Source organism: Bacillus sp. FSL R9-9410 (assembly GCF_038050385.1).
GTDB classification, from domain to species: domain Bacteria; phylum Bacillota; class Bacilli; order Bacillales; family Bacillaceae_G; genus Bacillus_A; species Bacillus_A cereus_U.
Window position 1 is genome coordinate 261,006 of sequence record NZ_JBBOTV010000001.1, and the last position, 21,597, is coordinate 282,602.

The following is a 21,597-nucleotide window of genomic DNA, read 5'->3' on the forward strand; positions in this document are numbered from 1 at the left end:
TTGGTTTGTTCCATCTTTTTTTGTTTTATCCCGTAAAAGCCCGATTGGTGAAGGCTAATAATCAGTGGGGGATGGACAAAACCCCCACTGATTAAAGTTTCACTTTATTTGGTTTTGAAGTTATTACTAAAGATGTGGAAGTGTTTTAGCGGGAAAGAAATAGCAGGATATATATGAGGAGACGTAATTATATGGTTAAAAAACAGAATATTAATTTAATTAGAAGTCATACTATGTTATAACTGTATTATAAGATAATAGATGTCGGAAGGTGGTATGCCATATGTCATCAGAAGTACTCTTTTTTGGTGGTATCGCACTCTTTTACTTTCTTGTGATGATACCAATTCAATATTTATATTTACAAGGATTGCATGAAAAAAAGAAAAGAACAGGATTATCTCAGCAAGAATTATACAAACAGATGTCTTTTGAAGAAGAACAATTACATTTTCACGTGCAAGGTAATCTCTTTAATATACCATCTGCGTTTGTTGCATATATGATTTTGAAAGTGAAGGGACGTAAAAAAGCATCACAATATTGATGCTTTTTTTACGTTGTTTTATAAGATTCGGCTTCTTTGACTGCTAATGGTAGAAAATGTTTATATTGGCGGAATCCATTAAATGTACTCGCGCTGCCAAGTAAAATAAACAAAACACCAACGATAATGCGTGCAGTTGAAAGTTCTAAAAAGAATTGGTTTATCCCAAAGAATAGGACGAATAAGCCGAGTGCCATTGCGGATTTTCCTGAGAGCCAACCTTTCTCCATTGGACGGTTTGTACGAAAGAACTTTGTTTTGTAGAAGAGATACAACACAAATGAGATGATAATACAAAAGACGAATACTGGCATAATACACGCTCCCATCGATTGGTATAAAAATAACATTTTAGAAAAAAGAAAAATCTAAACTTTCTAATTTTTATTATAAAGCAATTGTTCGCATGTATGAAATGTTTTCCGTTATAATGGGGGGATAAAGTGAAACTTTAATTAGTGTGGGGAGATCCCACGTACTAATTATTAGCCCTCACCAATCGGGCTTTTACGTGCATCCGGGCTCCAAATTAATTTTGCCCCATTGTTTTTAATACTTTTGAGGTGGGAGTCTTACTTACACGTTAATGCGGGATAAAATGAAGAAGTTGGATAAAAAGGAGATTATACATATGCATGAGCAAATTTTAGGAGCAATTAAAGAGTTTGATACAATTATTATTCATCGTCATGTACGTCCGGATCCAGATGCGTTAGGTTCTCAGTGCGGACTTGGTACAATTCTGCAAGAATCGTTTCCAGAGAAAAATATTTATATGGTTGGGTACAACGAGCCTTCTTTAGCGTTTTTACGAGTAATGGATGATATTGAAGATAGTGTATATGAAGATGCACTTGTTATCGTTTGTGATACAGCAAATCAAGAGCGTGTTTGTGATCAACGTTATGCAAAAGGAAAGATGGTAATTAAAATTGATCATCATCCGAATGAAGACCCGTACGGAGATATTACGTGGGTGGATACGACAGCTAGTTCTACAAGTGAAATGATTTATGAGTTTTACAGTTATGGAAAAGATAAAGGATTAACGATATCAAAGGAAGCAGCTCGCCTGATTTTAGCGGGTATTGTCGGTGATACAGGTCGTTTCTTATTCCCAAATACAACAGCGAAAACACTTCGTTACGTAAGTGAGCTTGTTGATATGGACGTGAAATTCACAGATTTATACAATGAAATGTATAAGACAAAAGAAAAGATTGCTCGTTTAAACGGTTATATTTTACAAAATTTCACGATGATAGAAGAAGGCGCAGCATACATTAAATTAACGAAAGAGGTACTAGAAGAGTTTGATGTACTTTCTACTGAAGCATCTGGTGTTGTCGGGGCGCTTGGTAATATTGATGGATTAAAGGCATGGGTTCTATTTTTAGAGGAAGATGATGTTATTCGTGTTCGTCTTCGCTCAAAAGGACCAGTTATTAATAAATTAGCAATGCAATATAATGGCGGAGGACATCCGATGGCTTCTGGTGCAAAAGCATCTTCTTGGGAAGAAGCGGATCGCCTTTTTGCTGATTTACGTGAGCTGTGTAAATAAGAAGTTGTATGTTGAACGAAAGAGAAGGAGAGGCGCTGAGGCCCTCCTTTTTTATTTTTCTTTCTCTATATCAATACTAATTTCAAGTACGGTATCAAAAGAGACTGTATCTACTTTAAAGCGGTATATACGATCGTAATGTTTGTACGTTTTATTTTCGATGACTTTTTTGAGTAGGTCTTTATTTTTTGCGATGCTTTGAATGTTTTTCGTTAAAAGATGCTGGAGATCATTATGGATAGAAGTGGTCATGTTTTCAAGTGTAAGATTGTCTAAATCATATTTTTTTCGATTTATAATTTTTATTTTGATTTCTTGAATTGTTAAGAGTCGTTTATTTTCTGTGTTCAATTTCTCTTGGTCTTCGAGAAGGACGTGGAGTTTTGCTTCTTGTTTTTCGATGATTTCCCTTTGTTCTGCTATTTTACTAGCTTGTTCCTGCTGAAAAACACCGTATATGTACAAAAAAACAAACCAGCTCAACACTCCTCCAACAGCAGCGCCAGCTAAAACTAAATACCACCTTTTGGCTGTATTGGCACTCGGTACCCTCATACATGTTCCTGTGTAAGCCATTTAATAATAATAAGACCAGTTTGCATACCGCCAGTTGCAAAAAAAATAAGGAGAATTTGTTTTACGATATCTTTCATATCTCCGCCAAAGAAGCTTCTTTCAAAGCTATAAAAGGTATCGAACGTTCCGCCAATTGCTGCAACGAGTGCCCAAATCCTTAAATTTTGGGCAAATTGACTAATATAGGTTAGAGCTGGTTTTCCGATGAGAAATGCACCAAATCCGCCAATTAATGAACCACCAAGTATAACTCCAAAGGCAATAAAGTAACTAATAATAAGCAGAGAGAAAAAAGTATGTTCTCTTACATCCATCGTCATTCCCCTTTCTTCTTCATATATATGGACAAAGTATGAGAAGTATGTTTTGATTTCCGCTTTCCTCATCACCTATAATAAAAGTAGTCAGATAGGTAAAGAGAGGGTACAACAGTGAAGTTTGTGCATTTACAATGTCAAACCGTTTTTAGTTTATTAAAAAGTGCTTGTAAAATTGAAGAGCTTGTTATACGGGCGAAAGAGCTTGGATTTTCGTCGCTGGCTATTACGGATGAAAATGTCATGTATGGAGTTATTCCGTTTTATAAAGCATGCAAGAAACATGGTATACATCCTATTATCGGCTTAACAGCTTCTATTTTTAGTGAAGAAGAAGAAAGGTCTTATCCACTCGTCTTACTTGCTGAGAATGAAATAGGCTATCAAAATTTATTAAAGATTTCTAGCAGCATTATGACGAAGTCAAAAGAAGGTATTCCGAAGAAGTGGCTTGCTCATTATGCGAAAGGATTAATTGCAATTTCACCAGGGAAGGACGGAGAAATTGAGCAGTTATTATTAGAAGACAAAGAGAGTCAGGCTGAAGAAGTAGCTCATACGTATCAAAATATGTTCAGCAATTTTTATATAAGTTTGCAGCATCATGCGATTCAAGATGAGCTACTTTTACAAGAAAAACTGCCTGAATTTATTAATAAGGTAAACGTTCCAGTCGTTGCAACAAATGATGTTCGCTATATTAATCAAAGTGACGCACTTGTTCATGAATGTTTATTATCTGTTGAAGGCGGAACGAAAATGACTGATCCAGATAGACCGAGAATGAAAACGGATCAGTATTATTTAAAGTCATCGGATGAAATGGAAGCACTATTTTCTCATGCTGAGGAAGCGATTCAAAATACAATAACAATCGCGGAACGTTGCCAAGTAGAAATTCCTTTCCATGTAAATCAACTACCGAAGTTTCCTGTTCCATCTAACGAGACGAATGATACGTATTTGCGCCGTGTTTGTGAAGAAGGCTTAAGTAAAAGATATGGTACGCCGAAAGAAGTGCATATACAGCGTTTGAATCATGAATTACATGTGATTTCTCGTATGGGATTTAGTGATTATTTCCTCATCGTATGGGACTTTATGAAATATGCACATGAAAATCAGATTTTAACTGGGCCAGGCCGTGGATCGGCAGCGGGTTCACTCGTTTCTTACGTATTGGAAATTACAGATATTGATCCAATTGAATATGACTTATTATTTGAAAGGTTTTTAAACCCTGAACGTGTGACACTTCCAGATATTGATATTGATTTTCCAGATATAAGACGTGATGAGATGATTCGATATGTGAAAGATAAATATGGTCAGCTTCGTGTTGCTCAAATTGTAACGTTCGGAACTCTCGCAGCGAAAGCCGCAATTAGAGACATTGCTCGTGTGATGGGGCTCCCGCCAAGAGATATCGACATATTTTCAAAACTTATCCCATCAAAGCTTGGTATAACGTTAAAAGATGCATATGAGGAATCGCAATCGCTCCGTGAGTTTATACAAGGGAATCTTTTGCATGAGCGTGTGTTTGAAATTGCAAAACGTGTAGAGGGATTACCGCGTCATACGTCTATTCATGCAGCTGGCGTTATAATGAGCCAAGAACCGTTAACGGGAAGTATAGCGATTCAAGAAGGGCATAACGATGTTTATGTTACGCAATATCCAGCTGATGCACTAGAAGAACTTGGATTGCTCAAGATGGATTTTTTAGGCTTACGTAATTTAACGTTACTTGAAAATATTATAAAGTTTATTGTTAAAAAAACTGGGAAACAAATTGATATAAGAAATTTACCTCTTCAAGATGAAAAGACGTTTCAATTGTTAGGAAGAGGGGATACAACAGGTGTATTCCAGCTTGAATCAGGTGGTATGCGAAATGTACTTCGCGGGTTAAAACCGAATGAATTTGAAGACATAGTTGCTGTTAACTCTTTATACAGACCAGGACCGATGGAACAAATTCCAACCTTTATTGAATCGAAGCATGGGGAAAGACGAATTGAATATTTACATCAGGACTTAAAGCCTATTTTAGAACGAACATACGGCGTAATTGTATATCAAGAACAAATAATGCAAATCGCATCGAAGTTAGCTGGATTTTCGCTTGGAGAAGCGGATTTACTGCGCCGTGCTGTGAGTAAAAAGAATCGTGATATTTTAGATCAAGAACGCAAGCACTTTGTTCAAGGTTGTTTGGAAAACGGATACGATGAGACATCTTCAGAACAAATTTACGATTTAATTGTAAGATTTGCGAATTACGGTTTTAACCGAAGTCACGCTGTAGCTTACAGTATGATCGGATACCAGCTTGCATATTTAAAAGCGAATTATACGCTGGAATTTATGACTGCGTTATTATCAAGCGCAATTGGAAATGAAGATAAGATTGTGCAGTATGTACGAGAAACGAAGCGGAAAGGTTTTCACGTTTTACCGCCGTCTCTTCAGAGAAGTGGTTACAACTTCCAAATAGAAGGGAATGCGATTCGATATAGTTTACTTTCGATTCGGAATATCGGAATGGCTACCGTGACTGCGCTACTCGAAGAACGAGAGGAAAAAATGTTCGAAGATTTATTTGAGTTTTGTCTTCGTATGCCATCAAAATTTGTAACAGAGCGAAATTTAGAAGCGTTTGTCTGGTCTGGATGTTTTGACGATTTTGGTGTTTCGAGGACGACGTTATGGAAAAGTCTTAAAGGAGCGTTAGAGTATGCAAATCTTGCACGTGACTTTGATTTAGGGGATGCTGTTCCGAAATCAAAATATGTACAAGGAGAAGAGCTATCCTTTATTGAACAGTTAAATAAGGAGAAGGAAGCACTCGGTTTTTATTTATCTAGCTATCCGACAGCGCAGTATGCGGAGTTAGGAAAAGAATTAGAAATCCCATCTCTTGCTCAGGCGATGCGACATAAGAAAAAAGTACAAAGAGCGATCGTATATATAACAAGTGTGAAAGTTATTCGTACGAAAAAGTTGCAAAAGATGGCGTTTATTACATTCTGTGATCAAAATGATGAAATGGAAGCCGTCATTTTTCCAGAAACGTATATACATTTTTCACACAGGTTACAAGAAGGGGAAATTGTTTTAGTTGATGGTACGATTGAGCAAAGAAATCATAAGTTGCAATGGATCGTGAATGGACTATATCCGCTAGAAAAAATGGATGTTTATGAAGGAATGAAAGAGGCATCTGTTTACGTGAAATTGCCGTCTCAATATGAAAAAAAGCTTGTAAATCAAGTTACAAAAGTATTGTTTGACTATTCAGGTTTTGTGAAAGTACTAATTTATTATGAACAGGAACATAAAATGGTACAATTATCTCGAAGTTTATCAATTCATCCAAGTGAAGAATGCTTAGGAGCACTTCGTGAAATTGTCGGTAACGAAAATGTTGTTGTGAAAATATAATGGACAATTTCCCTATACTTCGATTATTATAGTAGTAGTGTTCGTGGTCAGACCACTTGGAGAAATTGATAGCAGCAAGAATAATTTGAGGAGAGTGGATAGCTTGTCAACACTTCGTGAAGAAGCACTTCATATGCATAAAGTGCATCAAGGAAAATTAGAAACTGTATCAAAAGTAAAAGTAGAAAATGCAAAAGATTTAAGTCTTGCATATTCTCCAGGGGTTGCAGAGCCTTGTAAAGAAATTTATGACGATAAAAGTAAGGTATATGAATATACAATGAAGGGAAATATGGTAGCAGTTGTGACAGATGGAACGGCTGTACTTGGTCTTGGTAACATTGGACCTGAAGCATCTCTTCCAGTAATGGAAGGTAAAGCCGTATTATTCAAGAGCTTTGCTGGCGTAGATGCATTCCCGATTGCCTTAAATACAAACGATGTAGATAAAATTGTTGAAACTGTAAAATTAATGGAGCCAACTTTTGGCGGTGTAAACTTAGAAGATATCGCAGCACCAAACTGCTTCGTTATTGAAGAACGTTTGAAAAAAGAGACAAACATTCCGATATTCCATGATGATCAACACGGAACAGCTATCGTAACAGTAGCAGGTCTTGTGAACGCGCTGAAGTTAGTTGGAAAGAAAATGTCCGACATTAAAGTTGTCGCAAATGGTGCAGGTGCAGCAGGTATTGCAATCATTAAACTTTTATATCGCTATGGTGTACGTGACGTTATTATGTGTGACCGTAAAGGTGCAATCTATGAAGGTCGTCCTGTCGGTATGAATCCGGTGAAGGATGAAGTTGCAAAATATACAAATAAGAATCGTATCGAAGGTTCTTTAGCTGACGTTTTACAAGGTGCGGACGTATTCATTGGTGTATCTGCAGCAGGTGCGTTAAATGAAGAGATGGTTCGTACAATGAATGACGATGCAATTATTTTTGCAATGGCGAATCCGGTTCCAGAAATTATGCCAGAATTGGCAAAAGCAGCGGGCGCAGCTGTTGTTGGAACAGGTCGTTCTGACTTCCCGAACCAAGTAAATAATGTACTAGCGTTCCCAGGTATTTTCCGCGGTGCACTTGATGTACATGCGACACAAATTAATGAAGAAATGAAGATGGCAGCTGTACAAGCCATTGCAGAGCTTGTATCAGACGATGAGTTGAATGCAGACCATATCATTCCAGCGCCATTTGACGCGCGTGTAGCGCCTCAAGTAGCGGCTTACGTTGCGAAAGCAGCAATGGAAACAGGAGTAGCTCGCCGTCAAGTAGATCCAAATGAAGTCGCTGAGAAAACAAGACAATTAGCGCTGATTGGTAAAGAATAAGCGAGGAATTTCCATTGACATCATCAAATACAAAAGTATATCTCGAAATTGTAAAAAAAATCCGATCCATTATGGAAGAGGATTGTTTAGTAGCAGGGGATCGTTTGCCATCTGAGCGTGAGTTAAGTTCACGCTTAAATGTTGGACGTTCCTCTGTAAGAGAAGCATTACGTGCTTTAGAACTGGTAGGATTAATTGAAACGAGACGTGGTGAGGGGACGTTTATTCGAAACTTTTACGATAACGGTCTTGTACAATTAATTGCTCCGTTTCTACTGCAAGATGAGAAAACAATTCGTGATTTATTACAAACAAAACGATTGCTTGAGAAAGATATGATTCGACTTGTATGTAATTTACCGAAAGAAACGTTTTCTGAAGTACTAAGTAAATTACACCAAGTGCTTGAAGAAAATGAAAGCTCAATTCCGGTGCTTCATCAAACGTTCTTTAAAACACTTATTGAACAGTTCGATAATTATTTACTCTATCGCATTTGGATGATCGTAAATGATTACGTTGCAACTCTTTCTTGTGAAGTTTCAGGAGATTCTATCGAAATCTATAGAAAGCTTTATGCTACTTTGGAAGTGAAACAAGAAAATGATGCGTTAAAAATTTACGATGAATTAGTAGAGAATATACAGTTTCACTCGTAATGTATAAAATTTGTCGAAATGACCATGACACGTTATGACAAACATTCTACCGCATAGCGGTTAAAGTTAAACGTAAAGAGAGAGGTTATTAGACAGATTGAGAAGATAAGGCTAACATCAAACATTGGTGTTAGCCCCATTTTCTTCTTACGCTAACCTTAGCTCTCAACGAAGGGGGTCAAATTGTGCTAAGAGATTTATTCGTGAAAAAGAAAAAGTACGCTGCAATACCTTCAGAACAAATACGAAAAGATGTACCAGATGGCGTTATGACAAAATGTCCGAAATGTAAAAAAATCATGTATACGAAAGAACTTCTTAAAAATTTAAAAGTATGCGTGAATTGTGGATATCATCATCCGATGAATGCATGGGAACGCCTTGATAGTATATTGGACGAAGGTTCATTTCGTGAGTATGACAAAGAGATGGTTTCACTAAATCCACTTGAGTTTCCGGGATATGAAGAGAAACTAGAAAACGATCGTAAGAAGACTGAATTGTATGAAGCGGTTGTAACTGGTGAAGGAACAATTGATGACATGCTTGTTGTTGTTGCAGTAATGGATTCTCGTTTTCGAATGGGCAGCATGGGCTCTGTTGTAGGAGAAAAAATTGCTCGTGCGGTTGAAAAGGCATACGACTTACAGGTTCCATTTATTATCTTTACTGCATCGGGTGGTGCCCGTATGCAAGAAGGGATATTAAGTTTAATGCAAATGGCGAAAACAAGCGTAGCTTTGAAAAAGCATAGTAATGCAGGAGGGTTATTTATTTCTGTTATGACTCACCCGACGACGGGCGGGGTTTCAGCGAGTTTCGCTTCACTTGGTGATTACAATCTTGCGGAGCCAGGTGCACTTATCGGCTTTGCTGGTAGACGCGTAATTGAACAAACAGTGCGTGAGAAACTGCCAGAAGATTTTCAAACGGCAGAATTTTTACTAGAGCACGGTCAATTAGATGCGGTGGTGCATCGTGATGATATGAGAGAATCACTCCGTAAGATTTTAGAAGTTCATCAAGGAGGGGAAATGGCTGTATGGCAGAGCTAGAATTTGAGAAACCAGTTGTTGAGCTAAGAAATAAGATTCGTGAACTGAAAGACTATACGAAAAACAGCCAGATGGACTTCAGTGAGGAGATTCGTATTTTGGAAGACAAGCTAGAAAAACTAGAGGAAGATATATACGGCAATATGAAAGTATGGGACCGTGTTCAAATTGCTCGTCATGCAGAACGACCGACAACGCTCGATTATATTGAGCACTTATTTACTAATTTTTTTGAATGTCATGGAGATCGCCTATTTGGCGACGATGCAGCGATTGTCGGCGGCATTGCGAAATATAAGGGGATGCCTGTAACTGTAATTGGGCACCAACGCGGAAAAGATACGAAAGAAAATATTCGTCGTAATTTTGGGATGCCTCATCCAGAAGGATATCGAAAAGCACTGCGTCTAATGAAACAAGCGGAAAAGTTTAATCGTCCCATTATTTGTTTCATCGATACGAAGGGAGCTTATCCTGGTAAAGCAGCTGAAGAACGTGGACAAAGTGAGGCAATTGCCCGTAATTTATTTGAAATGGCGGGTTTAACTGTACCTGTTATTTGTATTGTTATCGGTGAAGGTGGTAGCGGTGGTGCGTTAGGTCTTGGAGTAGGAGATTACATTCATATGCTGGAAAATTCCACTTATTCTGTCATTACACCAGAGGGTGCGGCGGCGATTCTTTGGAAAGATGCTGGTAAAGCAAAAGAAGCTGCAGAAGCGATGAAAATTACAGCATTAGATTTGAAAGAATTAGGTGTAATTGACGAAATTATTCCAGAGGCAAAAGGCGGAGCGCATCGTAATGTTTTGAAACAATCAGAAAATATAGATTTAATGCTTAAGAAAACTTTTGAACAATTAAGCGGAATTTCGAAAGATGAATTAATCGAAAAACGTTATGAAAAATATATGAAAATTGGGCAAGTTTCGTTTTCAAACGCTTCCATTGGGATAAAATAAGAAAAGCGTGCGTTCCTCTTCGCGAATGCACGTTTTTATTATGAAAAGACACATCTTCTCCATTGTGCTTTTGTATTTTTTCGTGTTATTTTATTATAAGGCAAATAATCTTTATGAGGTGAGTACAAATGAAACGTATTGGTGTATTAACGAGTGGTGGAGATTCACCTGGTATGAATGCTGCCATTCGTGCAGTTGTTCGTAAAGCGATTTTCCATGATATTGAAGTATATGGTATTTACCATGGATACGCTGGTTTAATTTCTGGTCATATTGAAAAATTAGAACTTGGTTCTGTTGGCGATATTATCCACCGCGGTGGTACAAAATTATATACAGCAAGATGTCCTGAGTTTAAAGACCCAGAAGTACGACTAAAAGGAATCGAGCAATTAAAGAAACATGGTATTGAAGGACTTGTTGTTATTGGTGGAGATGGTTCTTACCAAGGCGCAAAAAAATTAACTGAGCAAGGATTCCCATGTGTAGGTGTACCAGGTACAATCGACAATGATATCCCTGGAACAGACTTCACAATTGGTTTCGATACAGCTTTAAATACTGTTATTGATGCAATTGATAAAATCCGTGATACAGCTACATCTCATGAACGTACATATGTTATCGAAGTAATGGGACGTCACGCTGGAGATATCGCATTATGGGCTGGTTTAGCTGATGGTGCAGAAACTATCTTAATTCCAGAAGAAAAGTATGACATGGAAGATGTTATCGCTCGTCTGAAACGCGGTAGTGAACGTGGCAAAAAGCACAGTATTATCGTTGTAGCTGAAGGTGTTGGAAGTGCAATTGACATCGGTAAGCACATTGAAGAAGCAACAAGCTTTGATACTCGTGTAACTGTATTAGGTCACGTACAACGTGGTGGATCACCAAGTGCACAAGACCGTGTATTAGCTAGTCGTCTTGGCGCAAGAGCAGTTGAATTATTAATTGCTGGTAATGGCGGACGTTGTGTTGGTATTCAAAATAATAAACTTGTTGATCATGACATTATCGAAGCGTTAGCTCAAAAGCATACAATCGATAAAGATATGTATCAATTATCTAAAGAATTATCTATCTAATTGGCTTAATGCCTTGTATTTGGGAACGGTTTCATAATTTTCGGAGGTGCAATATGCGTAAAACTAAAATTGTATGTACTATAGGTCCTGCTAGTGAAAGTATTGAGAAATTAGAGCAATTAATGGAAGCGGGTATGAACGTTGCTCGTTTAAACTTCTCTCATGGTAGCCATGAAGAGCATGGAGCTCGTATTAAAAATATTCGTGAAGCTTCAAAGAAAACTGGTAAAACAGTTGGTATCTTACTTGATACAAAAGGTCCAGAAATCCGTACACATGACTTCGTAGACGGACAAGCTGAGCTTGTAACAGGTGCAGAAGTAATTCTTTCTACTGAACAAGTATTAGGAACTGCAGAGAAGTTCTCTGTATCTTATGCTGGTCTTTATGATGATGTTGATCCAGGTTCTCGTATTCTAATCGATGACGGTCTTATCGAACTAGAAGTAATCGAGAAAGCTGACGGAGACATCCGTACAAAAGTATTAAACAGCGGAACTGTAAAAAATAAAAAAGGTGTTAACGTACCAAACGTAAGCATTAAGCTTCCTGGTATCACTGAAAAAGACGTACAAGATATCGTTTTCGGTATCGAGCAAAAAGTTGATTTCATCGCAGCATCTTTCGTACGTAAAGCATCTGACGTATTAGAAATTCGTGAATTATTAGAAGGGCATAACGCTCAATACATCCAAATCGTACCAAAAATCGAAAACCAAGAAGGTATCGACAACATCGATTCAATCTTAGAAGTTTCTGACGGTTTAATGGTTGCTCGTGGTGATATGGGTGTAGAAATTCCACCAGAAGAAGTACCATTAGTACAAAAACGTCTAATCAAAAAATGTAACGTATTAGGCAAACCAGTTATTACTGCAACACAAATGTTAGATTCTATGCAACGTAACCCACGTCCAACTCGTGCGGAAGCAAGTGACGTAGCAAACGCAATCTTCGATGGAACAGATGCAATCATGCTTTCAGGTGAAACTGCTGCGGGTCAATACCCTGTAGAATCTGTAACAATGATGGCTAACATTGCGGTACGTGTTGAAAAATCATTACAATATGAAGATATGTTCAAAAAACGTATTAAAGAGTTCACTCCAACAATTACAGATGCAATTAGCCAATCTGTTGCGCATACAGCACTTGCTCTTGATGTAGCTGCAATCGTAGCTCCAACAGAAAGTGGACATACTGCGAAAATGATCTCTAAATACCGTCCGAAATCTCCAATCGTAGCTGTAACATCTGACGAGCAAGTAGGACGTCGTCTTGCACTTGTTTGGGGTGTACAAGCGTTTATGGCTGGAAAACGTGCAGCGTCTACTGATGAAATGTTAGATACAGCAATTCAAACAGGTATGGATGCGGGTCTAATCGGACTTGGAGATACTGTAGTAATCACTGCTGGTGTACCAGTTGCTGAAACTGGTACAACAAACTTAATGAAAATCCACGTTGTTGGTGAAGAAGTTGCTAAAGGACAAGGAATCGGTCGTAAAGCTGCAAAAGGTAAAGTAGTTGTAGCGAAAACAGCTGCTGAAGCTGTAGCGAACGTAAACAAAGGTGATATCCTTGTTACAACAAGTACTGATAAAGATATGATTCCTGCAATTGAAAAAGCTGCAGCTCTAGTTGTAGAAGAAGGCGGTCTAACAAGCCATGCAGCTGTTGTAGGTGTATCAATCGGTATTCCTGTTATCGTTGGTGTAAACGGCGTAACAACAACTTTAAAAAGTGGCCAAGAAGTAACAGTTGATGCAGCACGCGGAATTGTTTATAATGGACATGCGGAAGTGCTATAAGAAGTAATACGGAGAGAAGGATCGGAGTCCTTCTCTTTTTTTTACACAAAAAAGGATAGAGATAGCTTTAAATACTTGAAATTGCTTCGAAAAACGTTTGTTATAATGTCTAGCGGGAAGAGGGTTATTCGTCCTTTGTGAAGCTTGTATGAGCGTTTTAAGGGGCTTATAAGGGTTTTTGCAAGGTGATGGTGGGAAAAGTTATGCCTTTCACCTTTCGAATGAAATATGAAGGAGTGTGGAGCTGTGAAGTGGTTGCTATTCTTACTTATTGTAATACCGGCGATTGAGATTGCGGTATTGATAGGATCGAGTCATGTAATAGGTTTATGGTCTACGTTCGCTATGATTGTATTTACGGGTATTGTGGGTGTATATTTGGCGAAACGACAAGGGTTTAAAGTACTTAGAGAGATTCAATTTAGGTTAAATAGAGGAGAAATGCCGGGTGATACGGTTCTAGATGGTATTTTTATATTCGTAGGAGGTATTCTTTTAGTACTGCCTGGATATGTGACGGATATAATAGGTTTTATCTTTGTTGTTCCTGTAACGAGGGCTTTATTGAAGCCGGTTGTTATGAAGTGGATTGATTGGAAATTTAGAAAGAGGACTACTATTATTGTTCAGAAATAACGCGTAGATTATAGCGATCTACGCGTTATTTTTTTGTTTGCTATTTATAATCAAATGTTAGCTTCTTGTTGGGGGGATTTTTGTTAGTTATTAAACGATAGGATACAGAGGGTTCTTGTGAATGAAAAGTGTTACATTAGGGTGATGTTCTTGGTTGTAGTGAGATTCGACTAGTGAGCAGAAGTTAGATAGGAGAAGAAAAATTACTGATTAAAGGGTTAATCTGCCTTGTTTTGTATATTTATTCATTTACATAAAAAGTAATAAATGTAAGTAATAATTATAGAATAAATAGAATAAAAATGTATTTTTCGACCTAAAACATGCGTTTTTATGCAAAAAAATAAGAGGATTATCCTTTTTTAGGAAATTCTCTTTTGGATGTAGGTAGTACAAAAAAAGTACAGTGAATAATCAGTGGGAAATTCCCACTGATTACAGTTGATTTTTTGTTGTGTATGAGTTAGAAAACATTATTTTGATGGTGAGCCTTTAATGAATTTCCATAAATCGTGGAATACATGAGCTTTGTGTAATGTATTAAGTAGTACTAATATGACTGGACCGATGATTAATCCTAAAAAACCAAAGAGCTTAAAGCCGACAAATAGAGCGATGAGTGTCGCTAATGGATCGAGTCCAATATTAGATGAAAGTACTTTTGGCTCCATGATTTGTCTTTGGACAATCACGACGATGTATAGGATGAGAAGACCGATGGCGAATGCAGTATCACCTGTGAAAAATACGTATATAACCCAAGGAACGAAGACGGCTCCAGTTCCTAAATAAGGGAGTAAATCTACAACCCCTGTAATAATCGCGATAGTAATTGCGTATGGCACGCGTAATATTAAAAGGCCGATTAGTACAATGATAGTTGTCATAGATACGAGTGTAAGTTGCGCTTTAACAAAACCAAACAAAGCTTTTCTTAAATCGACAAAAATAGTTTTTCCGTATCCGTGTACACGATTAGGTAGAAGTTTTCTTACTTTATGAGCAAGACGGTGCCAATCGTAACTAATGAAGAATGTGGCTAATAAGACGAATACAAGGACAGTTAAAGTTGTTGGTAATGCACTAATGAAATTTGTTAATCCGCTTATAATGGCGGTTAAAAGTTCTTTCATTTGTGTCGTTGCTTCGGTGCCTAAGTTTTGAATGTTTTGTGTAATAGTGTATCGCTGTGGTTCTCCAAGATGATTAAATTTAGAAATTAAATCATCATAGAGAGGCATAATATGATTAAGTGCAAATTCTTGGGCGAATGCAACGATATCTGGAAACTTCACTGTGACAATTTGTAGTAAGTATGTTGTGGCAGATATTGCTTCAGTTACAAGGTATGTAACGAGCCCGACGATAGCTCCGAATACGAGAATTAAGCTAACGAGTACCGCTAATGCGCGAGGGAATTGTAGTTTTTGATTAAGGAAATTGACGACAGGATTAATCAAATAAGCGAATGCAAAAGCGATAATAAAAGGGTAGATAAGGCCTGACATGTGCAGCAATGTATAGAACCCAACTACCGTTGCTACAATGACAAATATGAGTCGTAATATCATATATAGTAAGTTTCGGTTCAAAGATGTATACCTCCCATTCCGATTTGGATTATCCTAATTCGTTCAACTTATAACTAGTGAGATTCACTGATCAAAGTTTCACTTCATGTTATAGTGGAATGATGGATTTAGCCTGCTTTTACAGTGGATTAATGACTACAGAAGCTTGTTGGTGACGCTTCTACTATATGGTAAAAACTTCATTTTCTCTCTTTTTTATTTTACCTGTTTCTTATTATAAAAGAAAGGAGAGACATCCACTTTTAAATGTATATGCATGCTTTATTTTTTTCTGGTTAAAGTCTTATTTGTAATTTTGAAATGTATATAAAAATCATTTTTTTCTTTATTATAATTATCAAATATGCATCGGTATAGCATGTAAAACGATAGGTTTAAGGGTATTTTTGTTTGGAAACAAGTTCATTATTTTCAGAAAGGAAGTGCAATCATGATTAGTCAGTCAACGTTATTTTTATTCATACTACTTATTATAGGACTTATTGCTAAAAACCAATCGCTTACTGTAGCTGTTGGAGTGTTATTTTTATTGAAGTTTACGTTTTTAGGCGATAAAGTCTTTCCTTATTTACAAACGAAAGGAATTAACCTCGGTGTGACGGTTATTACAATTGCGGTGCTTGTCCCAATTGCGACGGGGGAAATAGGGTTTAAACAGCTTGGAGAAGCGGCGAAATCATACTATGCATGGATTGCTTTAGCTTCAGGAGTAGCGGTTGCTTTATTGGCGAAAGGTGGGGTGCAATTATTAACGACGGATCCTCATATTACAACCGCACTTGTTTTTGGGACAATTATAGCTGTAGCTTTATTTAATGGAGTTGCTGTAGGTCCGTTAATTGGGGCTGGAATTGCCTATGCAGTTATGAGTATTATACAAATGTTTAAATAAGGAATTTTATAGTAATATAAAATTTTTGAATTCTTTCTGTTCACAAAAGTCAGATAATTGTTTATAATAGGATTAGAAACTTTGAAAAGTTACATAACAGCAGAGACTTTACACCAGATAAAATAAAAACAACATAAAACAATTTTATAATGATATTGTTTTATGTTGTTTTTATCATAAACTCTTCGGAATTCATTTTCCTCACTAACTTGTTGTTCTGAGCGTGAGGATTCGGGGAGACATTCACGCTCATGCTTTCCATGTAAGTAATGGACAATTAGAGGGGAACATCGCAACAAATTTGCATGAACGTGCATTTTGCTTGCCTAAAGAGTGAACGAGCGTTCATAATTTATAAGGGGAGCAAATAGATATAAGGAGCAAGGTTGGGAGAATTTTCAGGAAAAGGAGAGAATGTCATGACTGTTATTCGAGGTTTAGAAGGGGTAGTAGCAACAACATCATCTGTGAGCTCTATTATTGATGATACATTAACTTATGTTGGGTATAATATTGATGATTTAGCTGAGAATGCTACGTTCGAAGAAGTAGTGTACTTATTATGGCACCGCAAGCTTCCTAACGAAAAAGAACTAGCGGAATTTAGTGGAACTGTATCTGAATACTATAAAGTACCAGGTGAAATTTTAACATATTTGAAACAAGTAGATTTAAAAATCGCGCACCCGATGTCGGTTTTACGAACTGCGATTTCCATGCTATCATTATATGATGAGAGCGCTGAAATAATGGATGGAAAGTCTAATTATTTGAAAGCGGTTAAATTGCAGGCTCAAGTCGGAACTTTAATTGCGGCTTATGCAAGAATTCGCAAAGGTTTAGATGTTGTTGAGCCAAGAAAAGATCTATCATTAGCTGCAAACTTCTTGTACATGTTAAATGATCGTGAGCCAAATGAAGTTGAAATTGAGGCTTTTGATAAGGCACTTGTACTTCATGCCGATCATGAGTTAAACGCTTCTACATTTACTGCACGTGTTTGCGTAGCTACACTTTCAGATGTGTATTCTGGTATTACAGCAGCAATCGGTGCATTAAAAGGTCCTCTTCACGGCGGGGCAAATGAAAATGTAATGAAGATGTTAACTGAAATTGGCGAAGAAGAAAATGTAGAATCATATATTCATAATGCTCTTCAAAATAAAGTGAAAATTATGGGATTTGGTCATCGCGTATATGAGCATGGTGATCCACGCGCGAAACACTTACGCGAAATGTCTAAGAGATTATGCGTGCTTTTAGGAGAAGACAAATGGTATAATATGTCTATCAAAATTGAAGACATTGTAACAAAAGAAAAAGGTCTTCCACCAAATGTTGATTTCTATTCAGCTTCTGTATACCATTGTTTAGGAGTTGACCATGACTTATTTACACCTATCTTTGCGATTAGCCGTATGTCAGGCTGGTTAGCTCATATTCTAGAACAATATGAAAACAACCGTTTAATCCGTCCGCGTGCTGATTATGATGGACCTACGCATCAAGTGTATGTTCCGATTGCGCAACGATAAGTGAAAAACACTATTTTGATAGTGAAAATACGCTTTCAAAAGTCTGATTTTTTCGGAAAGATATAATGATTAGAATATTTAAATTTGACTAACGGTTTGAACTGAGGGGTTATTCCCTCAGTTTCATACATATGAAATTTCAAACATGGGGGTTATCACATTGACGACAGGTGAAAAAATTACTGTAACTAATGGTGTTATGAATGTACCAAACAATCCGATTATTCCATTTATCGAAGGAGATGGAATTGGTCCTGATATTTGGGCTGCAGCATCTCGCGTACTAGAAGCAGCAGTTGAGAAAGCATATGATGGTGAGAAGAAAATTGTTTGGAAAGAAGTGCTTGCAGGGGAAAAAGCATTCAACCAAACAGGCGAGTGGTTACCAGAAGAGACTTTAAATTTAATTCGTGAATATTTAATCGCAATTAAAGGTCCACTTACAACTCCAGTTGGCGGTGGTATTCGTTCTCTAAACGTTGCGCTTCGTCAAGAATTAGATTTATATGTATGTCTACGTCCAGTTCGTTACTTTGAAGGTGTTCCTTCACCTGTAAAACGTCCGGAAGATACTGATATGGTTATTTTCCGTGAAAATACAGAAGATATTTACGCTGGTATTGAATATGCACAAGGTTCTCCAGAAGCAGAAAAAGTTCTTGCATTCCTAAAAGAAGCAATGGGCGTTAATAAAATTCGTTTCCCAGAAACATCAGGGATTGGTATTAAACCAATTTCAGAGGAAGGGACAAAGCGTCTGGTTCGTGCTGCAATTCAATATGCAATTAACGAAAAACGTTCTTCTGTTACATTAGTTCATAAAGGAAACATTATGAAATTTACAGAAGGTGCTTTCAAAAACTGGGGTTACGAAGTAGCTGAACAAGAATTTGGCGACAAAGTATTTACTTGGGCTGAATATGATCGCATCGTTGAAAAAGATGGTAAAGATGCAGCGAATAGAGCGATGGCAGAAGCAGAATCTGCTGGGAAAATCATCGTAAAAGATTCTATTGCAGACATCTTCTTACAACAAATTTTAACTCGTCCACGTGAGTTCGATGTTGTTGCAACAATGAACTTAAACGGAGACTACATCTCGGATGCACTTGCTGCACAAGTAGGTGGAATTGGTATTGCACCTGGTGCAAACATTAACTATGTGACTGGACATGCTATCTTTGAAGCTACACATGGTACAGCTCCAAAATATGCAGGTTTAGATAAAGTAAATCCATCGTCTGTTCTTCTTTCTGGTGTATTATTATTAGAGCACTTAGGATGGAACGAAGCTGCGAATTTAGTAACTGATTCAGTTGAGAAAACAATTGAATCAAAAGTAGTAACTTATGATTTCGCACGCTTAATGGAAGGTGCAACAGAAGTGAAATGTTCTGAGTTCGCTAATGAACTTATTAAAAACATGGATGTAGCGATAATCAAAAACGCATAATTAAAGCGGGGGGTAAATTATGACAATCAAACGCAAGAAAGTTTCAGTCATCGGTGCAGGATTTACAGGAGCAACAACAGCATTCTTATTAGCACAAAAAGAACTTGCAGATGTTGTAATAGTGGACATTCCACAGCTGGAAAATCCAACAAAAGGGAAAGCGTTAGATATGTTAGAAGCGAGCCCAGTACAAGGTTTTGATGCTAACATTATTGGTACATCTGATTACGCAGATACTGCTGATTCTGACGTTGTCGTTATTACAGCAGGTATTGCGCGTAAGCCTGGTATGAGCCGTGATGACTTAGTAGCAACAAACTCTAAAATTATGAAAAGTATTACGCGCGACATTGCAAAACATTCACCAAATGCGATTATTGTTGTATTAACAAATCCAGTTGATGCAATGACATATTCTGTATTTAAAGAAGCAGGATTCCCGAAAGAGCGTGTTATCGGTCAATCGGGCGTATTAGATACAGCTCGTTTCCGTACATTCATTTCACAAGAATTAAACCTTTCTGTGAAAGACATTACAGGATTTGTTCTTGGTGGACATGGTGACGATATGGTTCCTCTTGTACGCTATTCCTATGCAGGTGGCATTCCGTTAGAAACATTAATTCCAAAAGAGCGTTTAGAAGCAATTGTAGAACGTACACGTAAGGGTGGCGGCGAGATTGTAGGCTTATTAGGAAACGGTAGTGCATATTATGCGCCAGCAGCTTCTTTAGTTGAAATGACAGAAGCAATCTTGAAAGATCAACGCCGTGTATTACCTGCTATTGCATACCTTGAAGGTGAGTATGGTTATAGTGACATTTACTTAGGGGTACCAGTAATTCTAGGTGGTAACGGAATTGAAAAAATTATTGAATTAGAACTTCTTGCAGATGAAAAAGAAGCGTTAGATCGCTCTGTCGAATCTGTACGTAACGTTATGAAAGTTCTTGTTTAATAATTAAATATAAGCGGAAAAAGATTCGGGGCCCCGAATCTTTTTCTACTATATATTGAAATGTTTTTTTGAAATAATATGAAAACGCTATCATTCGGTGTATCCTATAATGAAACTATAGACTTATACTATACATTGCCCTCATCATAGTAAATTTCGGATAAGGTATCGCTTTTAGTAGGATAATAAGGTGAAAAAATCGGAGGGGGTTGTAACATGTTAAAGAAAAAAGTTCAAATTGGTCGTAAAATGGATGAAATTACAGTAGGAGAGAAATTATCTATCACTGAAAAAATTGAGGATAAAGATTTGTTATTGTATTTAGGGTTAACGAATGATGCCAATCCATTATATATTCAGCATGATTACGCATCCCAAACTCCGTATGAAAAGCCGATTGTCCCAAGCATTATGCTAACGGGGCTGATTACAACGGCGGTTACGAAATATTTACCAGGTCCAGGTAGTCATATTACTAGGAAGGACCTTACGTTCGTGAAACATGTTCACCATTATGAAACGTTACAAATCCACTTTGAAGTTGTGGCTGTTTCAGAGGAGGAACATACAATTGATATGCTTGTAATTGCTCATGATGAAAAAGGAGAAACTGTTGTAAAAGGTTCATTAACAGTAACACCACCTTTTAAATCTGTTTCCATTATGGAAAAAGCATTAGATAATTTTTAAAAAATGAAAGTTAGAATGATATAAAAGTAGCGCTAGTCATATTCTTATTAAGGATATGACTAGCGCTACTTTTTATTTGGAAAGGGTGATATAACTGTGAAATGGGAAAGGGAAGACATTATTTTTGAAACGATAAGAGAAGCTGAAGTATGGGCCGATTCAATCGCGAATGAAATGTACGGGAAAGTATTTGATGGATATGAAACACCAGATTATAAAATAGCGTATGCTCTTTCATTTTTCCTAGCGGAAAATCGAGATTTTATAGTTCATACGGAAAAAGAGTTTAAAAAAGATAGATGCATCTATAAAGTTTGGATAGCGGCCGGATAGAGGGAATGAAGTTACGATTGCTTTTATTTTCCGAAACTCTAGTACAAACGAGCTCCATGAATAGACAATTATATTGAGGGAGACCTTGTTTTCTAGTATGATGAGAATAACGGGGAAAATACTAGGATGAAGAAGGTTTC

At 37.2% G+C, this 21,597-nt stretch carries 20 protein-coding genes; 16 read left to right on the forward strand and 4 right to left on the reverse strand.

Going from position 1 to position 21,597, the window contains the following annotated elements:
* Positions 1-283: 283 nt before the first annotated feature.
* Positions 284-547, forward strand: a complete 264-nt coding sequence (locus MKX77_RS01490; RefSeq protein WP_199671999.1) for a DUF3949 domain-containing protein — start codon at positions 284-286, stop codon at positions 545-547.
* A gap of 8 nt (positions 548-555) precedes the next feature.
* On the opposite strand, the gene MKX77_RS01495 is transcribed toward MKX77_RS01490, so the two are convergent.
* The gene (locus MKX77_RS01495; protein ID WP_002088950.1) at positions 556-861 is read right to left on the reverse strand and encodes a YtpI family protein; all 306 of its coding nucleotides are present in this window, start codon (positions 859-861) and stop codon (positions 556-558) included.
* A 317-nt stretch (positions 862-1,178) separates the two neighbouring features.
* On the opposite strand from MKX77_RS01495, the gene MKX77_RS01500 reads away from it, so the two are divergent.
* Complete coding sequence (locus MKX77_RS01500; protein WP_341305638.1) at positions 1,179-2,111, forward strand: DHH family phosphoesterase; 933 nt, start codon at positions 1,179-1,181, stop codon at positions 2,109-2,111.
* Between the two features lie 51 nt (positions 2,112-2,162).
* On the opposite strand, the gene ytrI is transcribed toward MKX77_RS01500, so the two are convergent.
* Together ytrI and MKX77_RS01510 are read right to left on the reverse strand one after the other, a co-directional pair.
* Positions 2,163-2,666 (reverse strand): sporulation membrane protein YtrI, encoded by a 504-nt coding sequence (gene ytrI / locus MKX77_RS01505; RefSeq protein WP_215554378.1) that lies wholly within the window; start codon positions 2,664-2,666, stop codon positions 2,163-2,165.
* A complete protein-coding gene (locus MKX77_RS01510) occupies positions 2,663-3,076 on the reverse strand; it encodes a YtrH family sporulation protein (RefSeq protein ID WP_078172708.1) in 414 nt (137 codons plus the stop codon). Before MKX77_RS01510 ends, ytrI begins: the two co-directional genes overlap by 4 nt.
* A 42-nt stretch (positions 3,077-3,118) precedes the next feature.
* Between MKX77_RS01510 and dnaE the strand changes: the two genes are divergently transcribed.
* From dnaE to MKX77_RS01550, 8 genes are all read left to right on the forward strand, one after another.
* Positions 3,119-6,451 carry a DNA polymerase III subunit alpha gene (gene dnaE / locus MKX77_RS01515; RefSeq protein ID WP_341305639.1) on the forward strand — a complete coding sequence of 1,111 codons (3,333 nt, stop codon included), beginning with the start codon at positions 3,119-3,121 and terminating at the stop codon, positions 6,449-6,451.
* A 133-nt stretch (positions 6,452-6,584) separates the two neighbouring features.
* Positions 6,585-7,793 (forward strand): NAD(P)-dependent malic enzyme, encoded by a 1,209-nt coding sequence (locus MKX77_RS01520; protein WP_215556638.1) that lies wholly within the window; start codon positions 6,585-6,587, stop codon positions 7,791-7,793.
* Positions 7,794-7,807: 14 nt separating this feature from the next.
* A complete protein-coding gene (locus tag MKX77_RS01525; RefSeq protein ID WP_002160255.1) occupies positions 7,808-8,452 on the forward strand; it encodes a FadR/GntR family transcriptional regulator in 645 nt (214 codons plus the stop codon).
* A 185-nt stretch (positions 8,453-8,637) separates the two neighbouring features.
* A complete protein-coding gene (gene accD, locus MKX77_RS01530) occupies positions 8,638-9,507 on the forward strand; it encodes an acetyl-CoA carboxylase, carboxyltransferase subunit beta (protein ID WP_002160256.1) in 870 nt (289 codons plus the stop codon).
* The gene (gene accA / locus MKX77_RS01535; RefSeq protein ID WP_000818787.1) at positions 9,495-10,469 is read left to right on the forward strand and encodes an acetyl-CoA carboxylase carboxyl transferase subunit alpha; all 975 of its coding nucleotides are present in this window, start codon (positions 9,495-9,497) and stop codon (positions 10,467-10,469) included. The genes accD and accA overlap by 13 nt, the downstream gene beginning before the upstream one ends.
* A 128-nt stretch (positions 10,470-10,597) precedes the next feature.
* Positions 10,598-11,557 (forward strand): 6-phosphofructokinase, encoded by a 960-nt coding sequence (gene pfkA, locus MKX77_RS01540; RefSeq protein WP_002034288.1) that lies wholly within the window; start codon positions 10,598-10,600, stop codon positions 11,555-11,557.
* A 53-nt stretch (positions 11,558-11,610) separates the two neighbouring features.
* Positions 11,611-13,368 (forward strand): pyruvate kinase, encoded by a 1,758-nt coding sequence (pyk, locus tag MKX77_RS01545; protein ID WP_215554376.1) that lies wholly within the window; start codon positions 11,611-11,613, stop codon positions 13,366-13,368.
* Between the two features lie 246 nt (positions 13,369-13,614).
* Positions 13,615-14,004, forward strand: coding sequence for an FxsA family protein (locus MKX77_RS01550; protein WP_002160258.1), 390 nt, complete (start codon positions 13,615-13,617; stop codon positions 14,002-14,004).
* A 473-nt stretch (positions 14,005-14,477) separates the two neighbouring features.
* On the opposite strand, the gene ytvI is transcribed toward MKX77_RS01550, so the two are convergent.
* Positions 14,478-15,596 (reverse strand): sporulation integral membrane protein YtvI, encoded by a 1,119-nt coding sequence (ytvI, locus tag MKX77_RS01555; protein WP_341305640.1) that lies wholly within the window; start codon positions 15,594-15,596, stop codon positions 14,478-14,480.
* A 430-nt stretch (positions 15,597-16,026) separates the two neighbouring features.
* Between ytvI and MKX77_RS01560 the strand changes: the two genes are divergently transcribed.
* From MKX77_RS01560 to MKX77_RS01585, 6 genes are all read left to right on the forward strand, one after another.
* The gene (locus MKX77_RS01560) at positions 16,027-16,488 is read left to right on the forward strand and encodes a DUF441 domain-containing protein (protein WP_002112200.1); all 462 of its coding nucleotides are present in this window, start codon (positions 16,027-16,029) and stop codon (positions 16,486-16,488) included.
* Positions 16,489-16,874: 386 nt separating this feature from the next.
* Complete coding sequence (citZ, locus tag MKX77_RS01565) at positions 16,875-18,023, forward strand: citrate synthase (protein ID WP_002160260.1); 1,149 nt, start codon at positions 16,875-16,877, stop codon at positions 18,021-18,023.
* A 160-nt stretch (positions 18,024-18,183) separates the two neighbouring features.
* Entirely contained in the window at positions 18,184-19,476 is a 1,293-nt protein-coding gene (icd, locus tag MKX77_RS01570; RefSeq protein WP_341305641.1) for an NADP-dependent isocitrate dehydrogenase, read from the forward strand.
* 19 nt (positions 19,477-19,495) lie between these two features.
* A complete protein-coding gene (gene mdh, locus MKX77_RS01575) occupies positions 19,496-20,434 on the forward strand; it encodes a malate dehydrogenase (RefSeq protein ID WP_215554374.1) in 939 nt (312 codons plus the stop codon).
* Positions 20,435-20,650: 216 nt separating this feature from the next.
* A complete protein-coding gene (locus MKX77_RS01580; RefSeq protein WP_341305642.1) occupies positions 20,651-21,124 on the forward strand; it encodes a MaoC family dehydratase in 474 nt (157 codons plus the stop codon).
* A 96-nt stretch (positions 21,125-21,220) separates the two neighbouring features.
* The gene (locus tag MKX77_RS01585; RefSeq protein ID WP_341305643.1) at positions 21,221-21,457 is read left to right on the forward strand and encodes a hypothetical protein; all 237 of its coding nucleotides are present in this window, start codon (positions 21,221-21,223) and stop codon (positions 21,455-21,457) included.
* The last annotated feature ends 140 nt before the right edge of the window (positions 21,458-21,597 follow it).